Source organism: Williamsia sp. z34 (assembly GCF_059553395.1).
Genome location: NZ_JCANWW010000003.1, coordinates 534,330 through 554,627, shown reverse-complemented (window position 1 = coordinate 554,627; position 20,298 = coordinate 534,330). Strand labels below are relative to the sequence as shown.

Sequence of the window (20,298 nt, the reverse complement as noted above, 5' to 3'; positions counted from 1 at the left end):
TCCTTCTCCGGCGCCCTCGCTGGGAGCGTCGTCTGTGCGGTCAGGTGCCCGAAGGCCTCCGCCAGGCTACCGAAACGATCTGAGGAAATTATTTGACCGTGACAACGCCGTTGACGTTTTCGATGGAACCACCCTCGAAACGCACCCGGGTTCCGCCGGTGATCGGCTCCTCGTCACTGATGGGGTAGCCGAGCTTGCCGTTCTCGTAGCCGGCCTTGCCCCACGCCTCGAAGATCGGTCCGGGTGCGATCGCGAAGGCACCCTTCGCGGGGGTCCAGTAGATGTTGCCGCCGTCGAATGCGTTCAGCTTGCCGCCGGCCTTGAGACTGATCTCATTGGTGGTGGGGAAGCCCAGCCAGCCGGATTCGTTTCCGAGCTTGCTGTACTTCTCGAGGATCATGCCCTGCACCGAATGCGCGCCGTTGGCGGGATTCCAGTAGTAGGCGCCGATCTGGAAGGCCTGGACGCGGCCCTTGCCACCGGGGGTGTCGATCTCGTCACCGGTCGGGTACTTCAGCGGTCCCCGTTCGTAACCACTCTTGCCCCAGTCGGCCAGGATTGCGCCGCCGACCGGATGGGCACCGGTCGTGCGGGTCCAGTAGATGTTGCCGTTCTGGAAGCGGTTGAAGCGACCCACCTTGTCGGGTGTGGCCAACTCGCCGCTGGTCGGGAATCCGAGCCAACCGCCGGGACCACCGGCGGCCACGTAGGCGCCACCGATGCCGCCGCCCACCACCTGGGCTCCGGTCTTGGCCGACCAGATGATCCGACCACCACGGAAGTCCTGGGCGCGACCACCGGGGACGTCGTATTCGGGGGTCAGGCATTCACCGAGCGAGGACTTGGCGGCCTTGTACACCGGCGCGATCGCGCCACTGGTGCTGCATGCCGGGCGGTCGGCGGCGAGCCCGAGGGCTCCGGCCGCCTGCGGCCACGCCTGTTCCATCTCGAACTGCCAGTACGGCCAGGTATGGGTTCCGGAGTCGCGGTACACGGCCTGCGCACGGATACCGAGCTGATTCAGCCGGCTCGCGAACTGCTGCGAGGTCACCCGAGAGAGCACCTCGAGTCCCACACCGGCGTAGTTGGTGGCCAGACCCGGGATGGTCGAGAGGGTGTCGTACTGGCCGACGAGGCCGTTACCCGACGAGACGTAGAGGCTGGTGTCGGCCAGCTTCTCCGCTATCACGTACGGGTCGTGTTCTTTCCAGGCCGGATCGGTCGGCGGACCGAACATCTTGGAGGCGTCGTAGCCACCGGCATCGTTGACCGCGAACTGGATGGCCTGCGGCATACCGAACGAGCTGAGCTGGAGGATGCCGGAGAAAGACGCGGCGAACTTGAAGAAGCCGGGGTTACGTGCAGCGAGCATCATCGCCGCGGAACCACCCATCGACAGGCCCTCGACGCCCCTGACGTCCGTCGAGCGCCACTGCTTCTCGAGAATCGGCGGCAGCTCCTTCGTCAGGAAGGTCTCCCACTGGTAGTTCTTGCCGTTGTTCGGCGCTTTCCAATCGGCGTAGAAGCTCGACTCGCCGCCGATGGGCATGACGACGTTGACGTTCTTGTCCTTGTAGAAGTCCTCGACGTTGGTGTTGATGATCCAGCCGCTCTGGTCTTCCTGCGCGCGCAGACCGTCCAGCATGTACATCTGCGGGAAGGTGTTCGACGGCCGATAATTCCAGTCCCTCGCCAGCAGCAACTGCACCTGGATGTTGGTGCCCATCGCCGGCGAGTAGACCCACATCGCGACCCGGCGGTCGGAGTACCAGAAGGTGTTGGTGATCTTGACGCCCGGAACCTCGGCTGCGGGTGCGCTGTACACCGGCCCGGGGGCCGCATGCAGAGGCGCGGCGGCCGCGGTCGACGTTCCCAGCACTGCGGACACTGCCACCGCGCCGGCGATCAGTCCCAATGCACCGCGCACAAATCTCTGCCGCATGTACCTCTACTCCTCAAGTCACGATCAAAACCAGATCTCTGGCCGAACTCCGTTGCGCCGTTTCTTCGCACATCCGGGTCGAACTCCGCTCCGTACATCAACAAAAAACAGAACGCCCTACGTGTTTCATACACGTAGGGCGTTCGGTTTTGAGGTTGCCACACCTGTTACTGGTGTGATTTTTGTGACCAGAGGGTCACGGTCGAACTATCCGCGGAACCATCCCTGCTGCAGTGCGCGCCACATCATGTCCTGCCAGTAGCCCCACGCGTGAGTGCCCTGGAGCGGGTAATCGGTGGTGAGCTTGACACGGTTGACGAAGGCCTGGACCTCGAAGGCACGGGTCTGCGCCAGCGAAAGTGTTTCGAGCGGCACGCCCTGCACGATACTGACCAAATTCTCGTTGACGTTGTGCGCACCCGGGATACCGGTACCGGAGCCGACGCGAACATTCAGGCCATGCATCTTGGTGATCTGCACGAACGGGTCGTTGTCGTACCAGCGGGTGCTCCATGGTGCGCCCCACATGCTGTCGACATTCCACGGTCCGCCGTCGGCGTCGAGAAGAGCCACGCGGATGGCCGACTTCATGCCCGGAGCCGACAGGTTCAGGTAACCGGACAAAGAGAAGGCGTGCGAGTACCAGTTCTTGTTGTTCGCGGCGACAACGAGGGCAGCGTTACCACCCATCGAGATGCCGGCGATGGCGAGCTTTCCGGACGGGATCATGCCGCGGTTGGCCAAGGCCCGGGGCAGGGTGTCCGAGATGACGCAGTTCCACTTGTACGTGAAGGTCTGACCGTTGAAATTGCTCGGTGCATTCCAGTCGCTGTAGAAGCTCGCGGCACCACCGACAGGCATGACCACGTTGACGCCGCGGTCGACCATGCTCTGCACGTTGGTCTCGTGTTCCCAGCCGCTGACGTCATTCGTTGCACGCAGGCCGTCGAGCAGGACAACTGTCTTGTAGTTGCCGGGCTTGGTCCACGAACGGACCTTCACTCCCCCGGGCATCCCACAGCCATCGACTCGGAACTCCTGGAAACCGCTGTAGGAGCCCCAGGCGCCGGCGGTACCGGTACCGGCAACCACACCGACTCCGGAGATGGTCGCCAGTGCGGCGAAGGCAGCGACAAGTCGCTTGCCGAATCCCGCTCGCCCGAAAGGTCTGCGTACGCGCATCGAATGAAACTCTCTTTCTGTCCAGCACCGCAGCCAATGGCTGGGGTGCCTTGGAAAACAATCGGCCACGAGGACTCTCCGATGGACCAAGGTCCCTCAGCTGTTACACAGCCGGCGACACATGGGTCCCGCACTCCGGCAACGAAGGGAGCCTATTGGATAGGCCCTTGCCTGACAAACCCTACGACTGGATTCATCACGCCCGGAACGACCTTGCGACCTGCCCAAATTCAGGTTCTCGATGACTATCGTGCCTGTAAAACCCGGCGTTACAGTTCCGAGACCTTGCTTTGGGTCACATTCCCAGCTCAGTCGCCCCACCTGCCCTGACGCTCACATTCACAGATAACTTTCAGGTAACGATTGGGCGAGCCCACAGATTCTGATTGTCACGATCAGGAAACGGGGGGTGGGATCGGCAGGTTGCACCGCTGCAGTTCGTACAGCGGGTTGCGGTCGATTCGGTACGACGTGAAGCCTGCCGCCTGCCGCACGTTGTGCCGGAATCGCTCGAACGTCCACGGCGCCGAGTACGAGGCGATCAGATCCTCGGTGGGCTTACAGGTGAGCGCCACCTGAGCCTGCCTGACCCCGTCCTGACTGATGAACGGCGGCAACACCGGGTATCGCGGATACACGCCGGATTCGGCGACCACCCACTCCGGGTCCAGATCCTTGTCATGACCGATCCGTCCATCCGGGAGTCGATCCGAATGGGCAGCAATCGGGTATGCCAGACCCATCTGGTCGATGACCCGGACGTCGAGCGGTGCATTCATGCTGGTCATACCCAGGTTGAGGTAGTACACGGTGAGCTGCTTGACCACATTGTCCGGGGGCGGCACCGGCAGCGGATCGAAGTACCACTCGTTGTAGTTCGGAGAAGGCAGCAGCACTCCACCGGTGTCCTGGTGCTCGGCGATCGATTCGACCATCGCCCGGACCCTCGGATAGCCCAGGTAGTCCTCGGCCGTGATCGGGTGCTCGACACCGATGTTCTGGATGTAATAGCGCCGCTCATCGACGATGCCACCGCGGCCGATCTCCGTGCCGTTCGTCATACCGGCGACGTACGAGGTGGAAACGGCCCACGCCACGGTCGTCACCCACAGACCGGTCATCACCCCGGCACCGACCCAGCCGACGATCTGGTCGCGACCCAACGCGGTCGGGATGACGATCGGGATCACCATCACCGGGAGCATCAGCAAGAACAGCGGAACGAGCAGCACCCTCGCGTGCATGAAGTCGCCGCCCTGGCGAACCCAGTAGAGCGCCTCGACCAATCCGGTGACGATGATCAGGGCGACGACGGCGGTCGGGGTCTGAAGACTGCGGCTGACCATCGCGGTCCGCGCCCGCCATCCTCGGTCCTGGTCCTCGCGGTCGCGATCGGCGGTGGAATCGACCTGCCGACTGCGCAGGAACCAGGCCACCGCGGCCGCGATCACCGCGACGATGAGCGGCAGCAGCAACAGATAAGGGGTGAACATGTTGCCGAGGTAGCGGAAGCCCTGTTCGAACTTCGAGCCGCTGGCGTCTTTGGCCACCGCAGTGTTGGGGACCAGCAGGCCGTAGTAGCCCATCCGGAAGATCTGGTAGGCCACCGGGAGCAGGCCGGCCACCGCTGCGAACGCCAGCCGCATCCGCCACGTCATCGGTGCGCAGACCACCAGCAACAGCGCGCAGCCACCGACAAGCGTCAGCTCCGGCCGGATCAGCGGTGCCAGGCCGGCCGTGAATCCGAGGACCAGTGTGGTGCTGGTCTGTTTCCGGTCGAGGCGTCCGGACGGGGTCTGTCGCTGACTCCACGCCACCAGCTGGCACCACAACAGGGCGGCCCAGAAGATGCAGAGCGAGGTCTCGAGACCGCTGGTGGCGAAGTCGCGGGCCGGCGGGAGGGCGATGTAGACCAGCGCCCCGAGCGGGAGCAGCAACATCGCGCCGCGATTGACCGCGCCGTGGCCCTTGTCGATGCGGTACAGCCGCCCGGTTCCGTACATCGCCAACGGGACGGCCACGACCGAGAGAACGAGCGCGATCCACAACACCACGTACTCGGTGCGGGCGTCGGTCACCCAACTCCAGAACCAGATCAGGTAGGTCCACAGCGTCGAGGTGTTCGCCTCGACCCGCTCACCCTTGTTGAAGACCGGCCCATTGCCGGCCAGCAGGTTGCGAACCGTCCGGAGGACGATCAGTCCGTCGTCGGCGATCCAGCGACGCTGCCATGCTCCGTAACCGAATATGACGCCGACCACGACCGCACTGATGGACAGTGAGATCGTGGCCGGATTGATCCTGCGGCCCAAAACCGTTGGTTCAACTGATGGCATAGACCGCGACACCCACGCATACTAACCAGGCAATGGCCAGCAGCTGGAGAACACGGTCGCCGAGCGCGATTTCTTCGGGTTCGCCCGCTTGACCACCGTCAACATCCACGGCGTAGCGAAGGATTGCGATGGTGAAAGGCACCATCGACAGGGCATACCAGACGTTGTCGTCATGTCCGCTGTCGGCGTCGAACGCCCACATGCCGTAACAGAGAACGACGGCGGTCGCCGACAGCGTCCACACGAATCGCAGGTACGTCGTTGTGTAGTACTCGAGGCTCTTACGGATCTTGGCGCCGGTGCGTTCGACCAACTGGAGCTCGGCGTACCGCTTGCCCGCCGCCATGAAGAGCGACCCGAACGTCATGACCAACAGGAACCACTTCGACAGACCCTCGGGCAGTTCCGCCGCCACGCCACCGGCGATGGCGCGCAGCAGGAAGCCGGACGAGACGATGCAGATGTCGATGACCGGTTCGTGCTTGAGTCCGAAGCAATAGCCGAGCTGGATCACCAGGTAGACGCCGATGACAACCGCGAGCTGCCAGTTCGCCAGGAACGAGATGCCGATGGATACCGCGCCCAGGACGGCCGCCAGCGCGAAGGCCAGCGGCACCGGAACCACTCCGGCCGCGATCGGACGGAACCGCTTGGTGGGATGATTGCGATCCGCCTCGACGTCGAGTGCGTCGTTGATCAGGTAGACACACGACGCCACCAGACAGAACGCGACGAACGCGATCGCGGTCCGCGCCAGGACATCACCCTCGTCGACCGCCCCCGCGGCCAGCGGTGCGGCCAACACCAGAAGGTTCTTCACCCATTGCCGTGGCCTGACGGCCTTGACCAGGCCGGTTGCCAAATTCTTCGGCGGGCCACGCAACGCGCCGTGCTCGATCGGCTCCTCGCTCACTGCACTCCTCGGTTCTCGGTTCGGATCAGTCTTTCACCTGTGGTCAGCGCGGCCGCACAGGTGGCACCGATCAGCGCTCCACCGATCACATCGGTCGGGTAATGCACGCCCAGGACCAGTCGTGACATCAACATCGGCGGCACGATGACCGCGGGCAGCACAGTCCGGTTCAGTCCGGCCGCCCGTCCGATGAGGATCGCCGCGGCGGTGGTCGAGGTGGCGTGCGAGGACGGAAAGCTCAGTTTGCTCGGTGTCGACACACCGATCTTGATGTCGGGGTGATGTGGACGCTTCCGGCGGACGACACGTTTGATGACCACCGACGCGGCGTGCGCACCAAAGGCGCCCACTCCGGCGATCGCCCATCGGTTGCGGCCCTCGATGTCACCACGCGCAGTCGAAACAGCCACCCCAGCACCGGCAATCGCCAGCCAGCCCAGCGAGTGCTCACCGAAATGCGAGAGCCCCCGGGCCGCGCTCACTGCTCCCGGCTTGTTGATCAGCGCACGCTGGATCCCGACCAGAATCTTGGTCTCGCCACGCACTGCACCGATGGGACTGCACTCGACCTCAATCGATTCCGAAGACACGCTCCCAGCTTTCTTTACTGGTCAGGTCCGCATGCGCGGATCGGTAGGTTTCCCGCATCTCGGGGAAGCGAGCGCGGAGTTCCTTGATCAGGGCAGCTGACTCTTTGGCCAGGGCGATCATCTTGTCTCGGTCCCGCTGACGGTAGACCACTCCGCGACCGTCGGCGGTGGTCACAGTGACCCCGTCGACGCGGCCGAGGCTGAACCAACGCGCCTGCAGCGGAGGGTAATTGGCTTGCGGGACCTCGTGATGACGCGGATCGGCCGGACGTAGGTTGTTCACCACGCTGGCACTGAGCGACCGAATCTTGGTGATCGGGTTCGTCGGAATGCTCATCCCGAAACCTGTTGCCTCGCCGGTGGTCCGAGGCAACTCGGTGGCAGAGGGCAGGACCACCGCATCGGGGTACTGCTTGCGCATCGCCGCGATCTTCGGCAGCGCGGTGGGTAGCAGGTCGCGGACGTGTTCCGGCCCGGCCAGGAAGTCGCGGATGGCTTCGTTCTGGATTGCCACCGTCGAATACTCAAGGCACAGAAGATGTTTGGCGGTGGCCTTTGCCATCGACTTCAGGATCCCGGAGATCGAACCCTCGTGGTGGATCGAAGCGACCACCAGTCGGTTGCGCAGATGGAAGTACGCCTGCCAGTCGATGGCGTCGTCCTTGTCACTCCAGGCCATGTGCCAGATGGCAATACCCGGAATGGTGGCGGTCGGATATCCGGCCTTGGCTGCGCGCAGTGCGTATTCCCAGTCGTCCCACTTGATGAACAGCGGCATCGGCAGGCCGATCTTCTCCGCGGTCTCCCGCGGGATCATGCACATCCACCAGCCGTTGCCGTCGACGTCGATGCGCCGGTGCAGATTCTTGGAATTCTCCCGGTCCCGCAAGGGGTACTCGGCGAAGTCGTGGTCGTACTCGACGTACGGCGCACTGGTCCACATGAAGTTGCTGTGGTCGATTACCTCACCCATGCAGTGCAGGTGACTGCGGTCCTGCAGGTTGAGCATCTGGCCGCCGACGAGCATCGGCGACTTTGCGAATCGCGACAGCGCCAGCGCCCGCAGGATCGAATCCGGCTCGATGCTGATGTCGTCGTCCATGTAGAGCACGTACGGGCTGTCGGTCTGCTTGAGCGCCTCGTACATGATGCGCGAATAACCGCCCGAGCCACCGAGATTGCCCTGCTTGAACATGTGCAACCGGTCACCGAGCGCAGCAGCGGCCTCGGCGTATCCGGGCTCGTCCTTGACCGCCTTGGTGCCCTGATCGGGCATCATCACCGCGTCGATGACCTCGTCGACCAAAGGGTCAGAAGTCAAGGCGCGCAGCGCATTCACCGCATCGGTGGGACGGTTGAACGTCGGGATACCGATGGTCACCCGCTTGGTCTCCGGACCGGTCGGTGCGTCGATCGGGGCGTACCAACCGGCGGCGCGCACCTCGACATCGGTGTCGGTGGTGATGTCGAACCAGATCCAGCCACCGTCTTCGAACGGCTCGAGGCCGACCTCGAATTCGATGACACCGTCACCGTTTTCATCGATCGGAACCAGGTTGCCGTCGACCGCGATACGGGATCCATCGATCTTCGACCGATAAACGTCGACGCGGCAGGCGCCGGTCACCTCGATCCGCAACACAACGGACTTCAGGATGCTCCAACGGCGCCAGTACGACGCTGCGAAAGCATTGAAGTAGGTCAGGAAGCTCACCTCGGACTCGGCACCGAGCAGCACCGAGGTCCGGGTCGGCGCATGTGCGCGTCGAGCGTTGTTCTCGGACTCCACCAGGTAGAGCGACCGGACGTCCAGCGGTTCACCCTGTCGCGGGAGAATCACGCGTTGCAGCAAGGTTTTTGCCGCGTCGTGTGTCTGCGGGCTCTGTGACTGCTCGGCTTCCGTTGTCACTGTCGCTGTTGTTGTCCCGGTCACTGTTCCACCTCTGTCGCCAGTGGCGCACCGGACTTCAGGTGCGGCGCAAGCGTGTTCTCGTACATCGTCAGGGCGCTGGCGATTGCCATGTGCATGTCGAGGTACTGATAGGTGCCCAAACGGCCACCGAACAGCACCTTCGACGAAGCCGTCTCGGCATTCGCCCGCGCGCGATAAGCATTGAGCTTCTCGCGATCCTCAGGTGTGTTGATCGGGTAGTACGGCTCGTCGTCGTTCTCGGCGAAGCGGCTGTACTCGCGCATGATGACCGTCTTGTCGGTCGGGTAATCGCGCTCGGGATGGAAGTGCCGGAACTCGTGGATGCGGGTGTACGGGACGTCCGCATCGTTGTAGTTCATCACCGGCGTTCCCTGGAAATCGCCGGTGTCGAGTACCTCGGTCTCGAAGTCGAGTGTTCGCCAGCCGAGTTCGCCGTCGGCGTAGTCGAAGTAGCGGTCGAGGGGTCCGGTGTAGACCACCGGGGCGTCGGGACTCTGGGCCCGCAACTCGTCGCGGACGTCGAACCAGTCGGTCTCCAGACGCACATCGATGAGGTCGCTCGCTGCCATGTTCTCGAGCCAGGCGGTGTAACCGTCCGTCGGCAGGCCCTCGTAGGTGTCGTTGAAGTAGCGGTTGTCAAAGGTGTATCGCACCGGGAGCCGGGCGATGTTCGCCGCCGGCAGCTCCTTCGGGTCGGTCTGCCACTGCTTGGCCGTGTAATGCTTCACGAACGCCTCATAGAGAGGGCGGCCGATCAGGCTGATGGCCTTCTCTTCGAGGTTCGCCGCCTTGGCGGTTTCGATCTCACTGGACTGCTCGGCGATCAGCGCGCGGGCCTCGTCCGGTGTGAAATAGCGGCCGAAGAACTGCGAGACCAGACCCAGGCCCATCGGGAACTGATAGGCCTGTCCCTGGTACATGGCGAAGACGCGATGCTGGTACCCGGTGAAGTCGGTGAACTTGTTGACGTAGTCCCACACCTTCTTGTTCGAGGTGTGGAACAGGTGGGCGCCGTACTTGTGGATCTCGATCCCGGTGGTGGGTTCGGGTTCGGAATACGCATTGCCGCCGAGATGGTGACGCCGGTCGATGACCAGGACACGTTTGCCGAGCTCGGTGGCCACCCGTTCTGCAACAGTCAGTCCGTAAAATCCCGATCCGACCACGAAGAGGTCGTAGCCGGACGCGGCATCTGGGCTGGTTTTGAGGGGGGTCACGGGTGTTCAGGGTAACCGAACCGTCGAGCTACTCCGATTCGCCGGGCAGGTACGCCCACAAACATGTCATGACCGTGCGGGAACATTTCGGGGTCGGCCCGACTCCCATCACTGACAAACCGGCGACCCTTCTTTTCGGCGGACACCCCCACGACCCAGGAGAAGTACCGTGACCAGCCCAGATGACCAGCTCGACGGGATCTTCTCCCAGATCGCGGCACAGGACCAGGTTGATCCGGCGGTCTTCGACCAGACCCTCGAAGCAGCATTCGACCACACCGGCCCCGGCTTCGAGGACCTGCTTCCAGAGACCGAGAGCACACTCCCGGACGATCCAGACGACCCCGTGGACGACCTCTTTGTCGGCGATACCACCGATGACTTCGGCAGTGATGATCCCGACACCGACCCGTCCGACCACACAGATCCCCTCCCCGCTGACGAACACACCCCGGGAGACGACCTCCTCGCCTGACCCCGCCCGCCCCCCGATGATGTGCCCTTTTGGCGACCAAAAGCCCAGGTGGGCACCGCCAAAAGGGCACATCATCGGGGGTGGGGGGCCGTCAGGAGAGGGTTTCGAGGAGCTTGGCCCGAGCCCGGTTGATGCGGCTCTTGACGGTTTGCACACCAACACCTTGCTGGTCGGCGATCTCCTGATAGGTCAGATCACCGAACTCACGCAGGACGATGGCCTCGCGGAACTCCAGCGGTAGCAGCGCCAGGGCTGCCCGCACGCGGTCGACATCGGCGACCTGGGCATCGACCCGCGGTGCCAGGGATTCGAACTCCGGCGGGCCGTCGGCCGAGGTGTCGAGCCGCTTGCGGATGACGGCCAGCGCCGCGTTGGCAGCGATCCGGTACATCCAGCTGGTGAACTTCGAATCGCCACGGAATTTGCCGATGTTCTGCCAGCCGGCGATCAGCGCGTCCTGCAGCGCATCCTCGGCGTCGTATTTGTTGGCGGTGATCCGCAGGCATACCGCCCAGATCTGATCCCGGTTCCGGGTGACCAGCTCACCAAAGGCCGCTTGATCGCCGTCTTGGCTGCGCAAAACCAGGTCGCGCTCGCTCGTGTCAGTCACTTGATCAATGTCGCAGACCAGGGTGGATGCGGCAGAGTCATCAGTGGAGAAACCCTCCCTTCGACTGACCCCCGACCCCTGCCCCTCGATGACCCGGGAGTGATCGTGACCGCTCGTGCCGACACCGACGCGGTCGAAGCGCTGGACGCCGCCACCGAGGCGCTGCGCAGATACGGACAACCCAAGGCCGCCGACCTTGCCCGGACCCGTTTTCACGCCGCCGACTCCGGGGGTGCGGTGGTGTTCGTCGGCGAGGTCAAGCGGGGCAAGAGCACTCTGGTCAACGCATTGCTCGGACGATCCCTGGCTCCGGTCGGTGTCGACATCACCACCAGCGCCAGCGTCTGGTTCGCACCGCCGGACGAGACCCTGGCGGCCGGGTCTGCGCGACTGGATTTCCCGGACTCGAACCGAGTGATCCCACTGATCGAGCTGCCCGACTGGGTGACGATGGGCGGCAAGCACGTGCAGGACCCCACCATCGAGGCCCTGCCCACCGAAGCCGTCGTGGCCGTCGATCCATTGCATCTACCCGGGCTGACACTGGTCGACACCCCCGGTGCCGGCGGTCTCGATCCCCGGCACGCGCGCCTGGCCCTGACCGCCGCCCGCCGGGCCGGGGCCATCGTGATGGTCTGCGACAGCGCCGCGCCGTTGACCGCGCCCGAGGTCGAGTTCTTGCGGACTGCCACGGAGACCTCCGGGTCGGTGGTGGTGGCGATGACCAAGATCGACAAGAACCGCCGCAATTGGCGGACCATCGCCGACGAGAATCGCGCGATCGTGCGCAGCCGGCTGGGCCGGACCGCGAGCGTGATCGGGGTGTCGGGCACTCGGGCGCTGGCGGCGCTCGACCAGGACCCCGAGCACCGCGAGGAGATACTCGCCGCGTCCGGGATCGAAGATCTCCGCGATGCGATCAACGGACTGCTGGCGTACGGGGAAATCTCTCCGATGCTCGACGGGTTGCAGGTATGCCGCAGCGGTATGCACCGGATGAAGACCCGTCTCGACACGGAAATCGCAGTGGTCCAGGGTGATTCGTCGGCGCTCGACGACCTGAACAAGAAGAAGGCCCGGCTAAAGGACCTGCGCGACCACGGCACCGAGTGGGACCAGCATCTGTCGCGCGACATCACACTGGCCCGGCAACGGGCGACCGCCCAGTTGGACGGTGACCTGAACCGGCTCAAAGAAGACTGGACCGGACGCATCAACGGTGAGGGCTGGGGGATGCTGCGCAAGCAACCCCAGGTGTTCACCGCAGCGATCACCTCCGACCTACAGGCCGCCAGTGCCCGGTCCTTCGACACCTTCGCCTCGGCGTTGCACGACGTGGTGGCGCAACTGTTCGGCAATGACGAGCAATGGGAGGCCATCATGGACTCGGTGGCCGCGACGTTGGTGGCCGAGGACATCAATTCCCCTGAGGTACAGAAGAAATGGAAGGACGTGGTGGACCCCGGAGCGATGATGATGGGATTCATGGGCGCCAACCTGTTGACCGGCGGCATGGTCGGCGGTGCGATCTTCGGGAGTCTGGCGATGGCCGTGGTGTTGCCGATCGGGTTGGTGGCCGGCGGTGCCTGGTTGTCGGTCAACCTGGGATACCGCGCGATGCGCAACGGCCGCGCGCACCTGATCACCTGGTTGCGGGAGACGTTGGGGCTCACCAGTAAATCGACGCTGCGGGTGATCGAGCGCACGGTCGCGACCGCGCGCGCGGAGATCGTGGTGGCTTATCGCCGACACCTGCGCGCCCAGACCGAGGAGATCAGCGAGCAGATCAACGCCGGCGCCGAGGCCGCCAAGGAAGACAAGGCGACCAGGGACAAGCGCGTACGTGCTTTGACGCGTCGGCAGACCGAGATCGTCTCGCTCATCGAACAGCTCGATGCCGCGATCGCCGGACTCGAGAAGGCGAGCACACCACTGTGATCCGGCCACCGGCCCGCCGCACCCGGCCACATGCCCTCCGCGACCAATTGACCGGTGCTCTCGCCCACATCGCACAGATCGACCGCCCCCTCGCTCAGGCCACCGCACGCATCCGGGATGACCTGTGGGCTCCGCCCCGGGTGGTGGTCGTCGGACGGGTCAAAGCCGGAAAGTCGACACTGGTCAACGCGCTGATCGGCGACCGGGTCGCCGACACCGGCGCCACCGAGTGCACCAAAGTTGTTGCGGTCTATCAGGATGGAGCCCCCGCACGCGCCGAGGTGGTGACCATCGCAGGTGATCGCCATGGGGCCCCGCTGACCGACGGCCGCGTCGGCGAACTGGGCGTCCGGACCGAGGACATCGCATACCTGAACCGCTACCTGCCCAGCCGGTTGTTGCAGAGCATGGTCCTGATCGACACCCCGGGTCTGGCAACCATCACGACCGGCAACGAACAGGCCACCCGCCGGGCGTTGATCGACGGCTTCGGACAAACCCGCGAGGCGTCGGTCAACGCCGATGCGGCGATCTTTCTGTTCGATGCCACTCCCCGGGCCGACGAGGTGCAGTTCTTGCACGACCTCGGTTTCTCGGCGGTCAACACGATCGGGGTGCTGGCCAAGGCGGATATCCTCGGCGAGGGCGCTTTTGGCGATATCGATCCGATCGAGGAAGCGCAAAAGCGGTCCGGTGCCATCGCGGCGTCGTTGGCGGCCGGTCTCCTCACCGTCCAACCGGTGGCGGGCCTGCTGGCCCAGACCGCGCACACCGGTCAGTTCACCGAAGCCGACGCCGATGCGCTGGCCGCACTCGCCGGACTCTCCGATCTACAGCTGGAGCGCTGGCTCGAATCCCCGACGCCAGCGATCGGCACCGACGCACAACGCGACCGATTGCTGGATCTGTTGGGCGAGTATGGCCTTCGGCACGCGCGTGGCGTCGCCGTCCGGGGCGCGCACGCCGTCAACGCCTGGTTGCAACAACATTCGCGGGTCGACGAGCTGCGCGCCAACATCGACGTCAACCTGACCCGTTCGATTCTGATCACCCGGGCGGTGGCGGCCTGCACCGAGATCGAGCATCTGGCCCTGTCCCATCCGGCCGACGGACAGATCAGGTCGATCCTGCGCCAGGTGCGCCGAAGTCCTCAGGCCCACACGATGGCGGAGTTCAAGGCGCTGGGTTCTCTGACGCAGACCGATCCCGAATCACCCTGGGTGAGTGAACTCCGACAGATCTTGGTCGGCTCGGGGATCGGTGGCCGTGTCGGGCTGCCGCCCCACGCCGACCGCAGCGCGATCGTCGCCGAACTCGACCGGCGGCTGCGGCGGGTGCACGCCGCCGGACTGCTCGGCGGTTCGGCGGCCGAAGAGGAGGCCGTTGCTGTTCTGCTGCACACCTATTCGATGATGCGCCGCGCGGTCTAGATGAACCTCAGATGGACTTTCCGATCTGATGGGCAGCAAATATCTCTGACAACTGCGCCTCCGTCAGCGCCGGACTCTCCAACGGCGTCAGGCTGGTTCGTGATGCCCGGATACCGTCGATGATCATGCCCATCGTCCGGCGCCACAGGTCCGGGTTGTGCGATCTCGCGAACTGAGCGGTGGCCTGGATCGAGAAGGCCAGCACCGGGAGGTCGGTCGCCTCAAAATCGGCGCGGAGCTCACCAGATTCTTTCGCCCGCAACACAAGGCGATCAGCGGCCTCGTTGATTGTGGCCTGGGCCGCAGTGATGTGTTCGGCCAGTTCGAGGCTGGCACCCGTCGTCTGTGGAATCGACGGTGCACCGGCGAACACCAGGTCCCTCATGACCCGATCGTCGGCCATCATCGTCGCGCTGGAATAAAGGAACCGGAGTAGACCCTCCCATGGATCGGCGAGCGCCTCGGCATCACCGACCATGGCCGCAACATCCCCGAGTCGCTCTGCATAGAGCTCCTCGATGAGTGCTTCTTTGCTCTCGAATCGCCGATAGATCGTGCCGACGCCCACACCGGCGTGGCTGGCCACATCGGCCAGTTTCGCGCCGAGGCCCTGGGCCGCGAACACCTCCCGAGCAGCCACGAGGATGCGTTGGTGGTTCTCCCTCGCATCGGCCCGCAGCACGTCGGACGTGTCTCCTGTCTGCGCCATGGCTACAGCATAGCGCTAAGTGGAATCACCGATTCCGCTCTGGTACCCTCAATCGGAATCACCTATTCCGCTTCCGTAGTTGAAAGAGAACATGTCTACAACCCAAACTTCGCCGTCGCGAGAATCGACCGGCTCCAAACATCGCTGGCTGATCCTTGCCGTGCTCGCGGTCGCCCAGCTGATGGTCGTCCTGGACGCCACCATCGTGAACATCGCGCTCCCCGAAGCCCAGCAAGACCTGGGTTTCAGCGATGGTGATCGGCAATGGGTGATCACTGCTTACTCGCTCGCTTTCGGCAGCCTGCTGTTGATCGGCGGCCGGATCAACGACCTGTTCGGTCGCAAGAACTCCTTCATCATCGGCCTGATCGGCTTCGCAGCGGCCTCGGCACTCGGTGGCTGGGGACCGAGCTTCGAGATCCTGGTCGCCGCCCGTGCACTGCAGGGCGTCTTCGGTGCCCTGCTCGCACCCGCAGCGCTCTCGCTGCTCGCCGTGACGTTCGCCGGATCACCGGATCGCGGCAAGGCCTTCGGTATCTTCGGTGCCGTCGCCGGCGCCGGTGCCGGCATCGGTCTCCTGCTGGGAGGCGTTCTCACCGAGTACATCTCGTGGAATTGGTGCCTGTACGTCAACGTGATCTTCGCGCTGGCCGCCCTGGTCGGCGCAATCATGTTGCTCCCCAAGCACATCAAGGCCGGCACCAGGACCCCGATCGACTGGGCCGGGACCATCCTGGTCACCGTCGGCCTGTTCCTCATCGTCTACGGATTCGCCAATTCCGAGACCAAGGGGTGGACCGACAGCATGACCTTGTTCCCGCTTGTCATCGGACTCGTGCTCCTCGTCGTGTTCGGCTGGGTCCAGACCAAGGTTGCTCATCCACTGCTGCCCCTGCGAATCCTGCTCGACCGGATGCGCGGCGCGTCCTACCTCGTCATGCTCATCTCCTCGATCGGCATGTTCGCGGTGTTCCTGTTCTTGACCTTCTACCTACAGAAGACCCTGGGATTCAGTCCGGTCGAAACCGGTCTGGCATTCCTGCCGATGGTGCTGTCGATCGGTATCACCGCGGCGGTCTCCGGTTCGGTGCTCATCACCCGGTTGAGCCCCAAGGTGATGGTGGCCGTCGGCCTGACCGTTGCTGCGGTGGGCATGGCCCTCTTGACCAGGATCGAGGTCGACAGTTCTTACCTCACCACTGTGGTCCCCAGCCTGATCATGATCGGCATCGGGATGGGCACCGTCTTCGCCAACGCCATCAGCCTGTCGACCTTTGGCGTCGCGGCGAGCGATTCCGGAGTTGCGTCGGCGGCGGTCAACACCGCGCAGCAAGTCGGTGGATCCATCGGCGTGGCACTGCTGAGCAGCTTTGCCGCCACCTCGGCCGAGCACTACGTCAGCGACCACAGCCCCTCCGGCCCAGATGGCATGCAGGCCATCATGGAAGGCGCCTCGATGGCCAGCTACCACACCGCATTCTGGTGGGCTGCAGGGTTCTTCGCCCTTGGTGCGGTGATCGCCGGGGTGATCTACCCCAACAAGATCCCCGAGATCGACCCGAACGCCGAACCCGTCATCGCGCACTGATGCGCTGACAGACCGACAACAAAGCCGCCGGATCCGAGTTCATCGGGTCCGGCGGTTTCTGTCATCAGTGGGCCCAGGATGTCATCCGGCCGCCCACGGCGGACGGACGGTGCGGAGCAGCGAATAGGTCACGAACTCGGGATGGTGATGCTCGAAGGCGTAGAACAAGCGGCGGCCACTGGCGCCGACGCCGATGAGTTCCAGTGTCATGACAGCTGATCCGACCAGCATCTCCAGCAGATCGGCCAGTTCTTCGTCGAGGGCCACCGCACCCGGTGTCGCAACCTCCCAGACCAGCGATTCGCCCCAGGCCTCGGTGACCGCGGTGAAGACCGAGTCGTCGAGTTCACGCTCCGACGCGTCGGGCATGAGCAGATATCCGGATGCCAGCATCGCCGGCTTGCCGTCGGCCCGCCAGCGCTTGACCATCTTCAGCGCCGGTGCGCCGGGTTCCGCATCGAGCAGCGTTGCGACGTTCTCGGGCAATGGTTCGAGTCGCGAGACCCTGACCTCGACCTCTGATCGATAACCCATGAGTTTCAGCAACTCGGTGTGCTCGAACTGGTCCTCGAGGCGCACGTTCATCCGGAGTCCCACCGGGTCGACAGTGGTGGCCGCACCCTGCCGCCGTCGCAGCACGCCCTGGCGTTCGAGTTCGGATAGCGCCCGCCGCAGCTGCTGGCGGGTACAGTTCAAGCGCGCGATCAGATCCAACTCGCCCGGCAACGGATTGTCCGCTGCCGACGCCTCCCGTACATAACGCAACAGCTCGCGGTTGACGCGCGCATCCTCGGTCTCTCCGGTCACCGTGAATCCGCCGGGTCCGTGCCTGCGGTTCATCGCGTCTCCTGTCTGGATGGCAGTTACATGGACGGCAGGGGTGAGAAACCCTGCGCAAGCTCGAATTGGTCGATCTGTTGAACCAGAGCGGTTTTGGTGTCGTCATCGGCGAAGGACGCAGCCACGGACGCCCTGGCGAACCCGATCAGATCCGACTCGTCGAGACCAAACGTCGCCGCGCATACGGCCCAGTCCCCCTCCAGCGTCGAACCCAGCAAACCCGGATCGTCGGTGTTGATGGTGACATTCACACCCGCGTCCCGAAGTCGGATCAACGGATGCTGCGACCAATCGTCGTAGATGCCCAGGATGACATTGGATCGAGGACAGATGCCAAGCGGGATCTGCGTCTGGATCAGATGCTCGACCAGCCGCTGGTCCTCGATGGCCCGGACACCGTGATCAACTCGCTCGGTCTGCAGGAGGTTCACCGCATCCCACACACCTTCCGGCCCACTCGATTCGCCTGCATGCACGGTGCGACGGAGCCCGGAGCGGCCCGCGAGAGCGAAGGCGTCGGCGAACTTTGCGCTGACCCGTCCCGATCTCCGTTCGTCACCGTCGACCGAGATCGCCAGGACATGTCTCGGCCGCGAATGGGCGATCCACTCGACAAGCTCGACAGCATCGGTTGCCGATTGTGAACGCAGCAATGAGACACACAGGCGAATCTGGGCGAGTCCGTCCTGATGCGCCTCGTCGAGGCCGGCCGCGAACGCGTCGAACAACTCGGGCAGGCGGTCCCGCCAGGCACTCCAGTGGCAGGGGTTGATGATGACGTCGGAGTATGCGATCCCGGATGCGGTCTGCCGCGCCGCGAACCGATAGGCATGTCGGGCCGCCTGTTCGGGCGTCCGGATCAATCCGCAACCCCAGTCGAGAAACTGCAGAAACGGCGTCAGTCCGGCCTCGGCCGCAGGGGCGCCGCCGCCTGCGTCGAAACCCTCCCCGATCTTCTGCAGAAGGGTTGCCGCCGGACGTGGCAACGACTCACCGGCGGCCTTCACCAGATCCATCAGGTCGACGAGTTCGAAGCCGCCTTCGAGGTGAACGTGCACTTCTGCCTTGGGCAACGATCGGATCCAGCCCTCGTCGATACGTGGCGCGGAGGCAGAGACGGATTCGACACTCATGTGACACACATTCCTTAGAAGTTTTGAGGAGGTATGCCCCACCGAGGGCATTCACACTGCACTGCAGCGGCGGGATCTTGTTGATAAGTTATCACCACCTCGGTCGCGAAGCTCCACAACCGGCGCACGACCACTTCGTCACGACCGCACGTCCGTAACCCGGACCACTGCACCACAGTTACTCGCCTATGTGCGAAATAGATTGATAACAAACCGATTTAGTGAATCACCACAGAGTCGTGGTGCAGTGACGCTCCGTTCCACCCGGAGCCCGCCCCGTCAAACGCAAGACCGGTTTTACGCGCCGCGGTTTTGTTTCTTTCGTGGGGCGGGTCGCATGAACATACTTATCAACAAGTTGAGCGCAGCTCTCAACACTGGGTCCTTCCGCCAAGAAAGCCGCATCATGAAACTTCGCAAGAGCCTTGCCGTCCTGCTCGCCATACCCCTGGTGGCCGCGTTTGCCGCCTGCTCATCCGACTCCGATGCCGACGCCGATTCGGGCAAACCCAAGGTCGCAATCGTGCTCGGCGGCTTGGCAAATGACGGCGGCTTCAGCCAGTACGCCGCGGATGCCGGCAACACACTCCAGGACGAGGGCGTGATCTCGCTGCAGATCCGCGAGTCGGTCACCACCTCTTCCGATGCCGAAGCTGCCTTCCGCCAATACGCCTCGCAGGGTTACGACCTCATCATCGGATGGGGTCTGGACTTCGCGAACTCCATCTTCACCGTCGCCTCGGAACTCCCCGACGCTCATTTTGTGGCCACTGGTTCGGCCGACATACTCGAAAAGGCCACACCCAACGTCGAAACCTGGACATACGCCAGTGACCAGCAGGGATACCTCACCGGGTGGATCGCCGGAAAGACCGGTCTGTCGCCGATCGGCGTTGTCGAAGGACAGCTCGCCCCGTTCAACGAGATCACCCACAAGGCGGTCAGCGTCGGTCTCGACGTGACAAGTCCGGCAGCCGTCGAATTGCCCCCGATCTTCACCGGCAGCTGGACCGACACCTCTCTGGCCAACCAGGCGACGAAGGCCCAGATCGCTTCCGGCGCAAAGCTCATCGTCACCGGGGCCGAGGCGTACACACCGGGGGTGCTGTCGGCGGCCAAGGCAGCGAACGTGGCCACACTGGGCGCATCGAGTGCATCGTCATCGGACGCACAGGCCGTCAACATCGGGCTGGTGAAGCTCGACTTCACCCCCACACTGCGGGAGATCGTGGCGCAGCTGAACAACAAAACCTTCGGCGACCACGCGTACACCTCCACCATCGCCAACAAGGGCCTGATCTACGCCGATGGCAACAAGCCGGCGGCTGCGCCCAACCTGCCCGATGACATCGCCGAGCAGGTCAATGAGCTTGCTGCACAGCTTGCCTCGGGTGCGGTCACGATCCCGCCGATCAGCTGACCTGACAGGCACAGATCGATCAACGAGACGGCACGGGAATCG

The 20,298-nt window shown here is 64.0% G+C and carries 16 protein-coding genes; 5 read left to right on the top strand and 11 right to left on the bottom strand.

Features of this window, described 5'->3' with window-relative positions; all coding sequences use genetic code 11:
- Positions 1 to 88: 88 nt before the first annotated feature.
- The 7 genes from AC51GT_RS11315 to glf all read right to left on the bottom strand — a co-directional run bounded on the left by AC51GT_RS11315 (position 89) and on the right by glf (position 10,113).
- Entirely contained in the window at positions 89 to 1,942 is a 1,854-nt protein-coding gene (locus AC51GT_RS11315; RefSeq protein ID WP_496328801.1) for an alpha/beta hydrolase-fold protein, read from the bottom strand.
- Between the two features lie 207 nt (positions 1,943 to 2,149).
- Positions 2,150 to 3,124 carry an alpha/beta hydrolase gene (locus tag AC51GT_RS11310; RefSeq protein ID WP_496328800.1) on the bottom strand — a complete coding sequence of 325 codons (975 nt, stop codon included), beginning with the start codon at positions 3,122 to 3,124 and terminating at the stop codon, positions 2,150 to 2,152.
- 395 nt (positions 3,125 to 3,519) lie between these two features.
- Positions 3,520 to 5,460, bottom strand: coding sequence for an arabinofuranosyltransferase AftB family protein (locus AC51GT_RS11305; protein WP_496328799.1), 1,941 nt, complete (start codon positions 5,458 to 5,460; stop codon positions 3,520 to 3,522).
- Positions 5,447 to 6,373 (bottom strand): decaprenyl-phosphate phosphoribosyltransferase, encoded by a 927-nt coding sequence (locus AC51GT_RS11300; RefSeq protein ID WP_496324586.1) that lies wholly within the window; start codon positions 6,371 to 6,373, stop codon positions 5,447 to 5,449. Before AC51GT_RS11300 ends, AC51GT_RS11305 begins: the two co-directional genes overlap by 14 nt.
- Positions 6,370 to 6,963, bottom strand: a complete 594-nt coding sequence (locus tag AC51GT_RS11295; protein ID WP_496328798.1) for a phosphatase PAP2 family protein — start codon at positions 6,961 to 6,963, stop codon at positions 6,370 to 6,372. Before AC51GT_RS11295 ends, AC51GT_RS11300 begins: the two co-directional genes overlap by 4 nt.
- A complete protein-coding gene (locus AC51GT_RS11290) occupies positions 6,944 to 8,872 on the bottom strand; it encodes a glycosyltransferase (protein ID WP_496324634.1) in 1,929 nt (642 codons plus the stop codon). Before AC51GT_RS11290 ends, AC51GT_RS11295 begins: the two co-directional genes overlap by 20 nt.
- A gap of 20 nt (positions 8,873 to 8,892) precedes the next feature.
- Positions 8,893 to 10,113 (bottom strand): UDP-galactopyranose mutase, encoded by a 1,221-nt coding sequence (gene glf, locus AC51GT_RS11285; RefSeq protein ID WP_496324584.1) that lies wholly within the window; start codon positions 10,111 to 10,113, stop codon positions 8,893 to 8,895.
- Positions 10,114 to 10,282: 169 nt separating this feature from the next.
- Between glf and AC51GT_RS11280 the strand changes: the two genes are divergently transcribed.
- Positions 10,283 to 10,588 (top strand): hypothetical protein, encoded by a 306-nt coding sequence (locus tag AC51GT_RS11280; RefSeq protein ID WP_496328797.1) that lies wholly within the window; start codon positions 10,283 to 10,285, stop codon positions 10,586 to 10,588.
- Between the two features lie 91 nt (positions 10,589 to 10,679).
- On the opposite strand, the gene AC51GT_RS11275 is transcribed toward AC51GT_RS11280, so the two are convergent.
- On the bottom strand, positions 10,680 to 11,198 hold the full coding sequence (locus AC51GT_RS11275; protein ID WP_496324582.1) for an RNA polymerase sigma factor: 519 nt from the start codon (positions 11,196 to 11,198) through the stop codon (positions 10,680 to 10,682).
- 105 nt (positions 11,199 to 11,303) lie between these two features.
- On the opposite strand from AC51GT_RS11275, the gene AC51GT_RS11270 reads away from it, so the two are divergent.
- Together AC51GT_RS11270 and AC51GT_RS11265 are read left to right on the top strand one after the other, a co-directional pair.
- Positions 11,304 to 13,136, top strand: a complete 1,833-nt coding sequence (locus AC51GT_RS11270) for a dynamin family protein (RefSeq protein WP_496328796.1) — start codon at positions 11,304 to 11,306, stop codon at positions 13,134 to 13,136.
- A complete protein-coding gene (locus AC51GT_RS11265) occupies positions 13,133 to 14,566 on the top strand; it encodes a dynamin family protein (protein WP_496328795.1) in 1,434 nt (477 codons plus the stop codon). Before AC51GT_RS11270 ends, AC51GT_RS11265 begins: the two co-directional genes overlap by 4 nt.
- Positions 14,567 to 14,573: 7 nt before the next feature.
- Here AC51GT_RS11265 and AC51GT_RS11260 read toward each other — a convergent pair whose 3' ends face one another.
- A complete protein-coding gene (locus tag AC51GT_RS11260) occupies positions 14,574 to 15,275 on the bottom strand; it encodes a TetR/AcrR family transcriptional regulator (RefSeq protein WP_496324579.1) in 702 nt (233 codons plus the stop codon).
- Between the two features lie 91 nt (positions 15,276 to 15,366).
- Between AC51GT_RS11260 and AC51GT_RS11255 the strand changes: the two genes are divergently transcribed.
- Positions 15,367 to 16,863: an MFS transporter gene (locus AC51GT_RS11255; protein WP_496328794.1), complete on the top strand. Its 1,497-nt coding sequence runs from the start codon at positions 15,367 to 15,369 to the stop codon at positions 16,861 to 16,863.
- A gap of 81 nt (positions 16,864 to 16,944) precedes the next feature.
- Here AC51GT_RS11255 and AC51GT_RS11250 read toward each other — a convergent pair whose 3' ends face one another.
- Both AC51GT_RS11250 and add read right to left on the bottom strand, forming a co-directional pair.
- Positions 16,945 to 17,703: a GntR family transcriptional regulator gene (locus AC51GT_RS11250; protein WP_496328793.1), complete on the bottom strand. Its 759-nt coding sequence runs from the start codon at positions 17,701 to 17,703 to the stop codon at positions 16,945 to 16,947.
- Between the two features lie 23 nt (positions 17,704 to 17,726).
- Complete coding sequence (add, locus tag AC51GT_RS11245; RefSeq protein ID WP_496328792.1) at positions 17,727 to 18,836, bottom strand: adenosine deaminase; 1,110 nt, start codon at positions 18,834 to 18,836, stop codon at positions 17,727 to 17,729.
- 406 nt (positions 18,837 to 19,242) lie between these two features.
- On the opposite strand from add, the gene AC51GT_RS11240 reads away from it, so the two are divergent.
- Entirely contained in the window at positions 19,243 to 20,256 is a 1,014-nt protein-coding gene (locus AC51GT_RS11240; RefSeq protein ID WP_496328791.1) for a BMP family ABC transporter substrate-binding protein, read from the top strand.
- Positions 20,257 to 20,298: the final 42 nt, after the last annotated feature.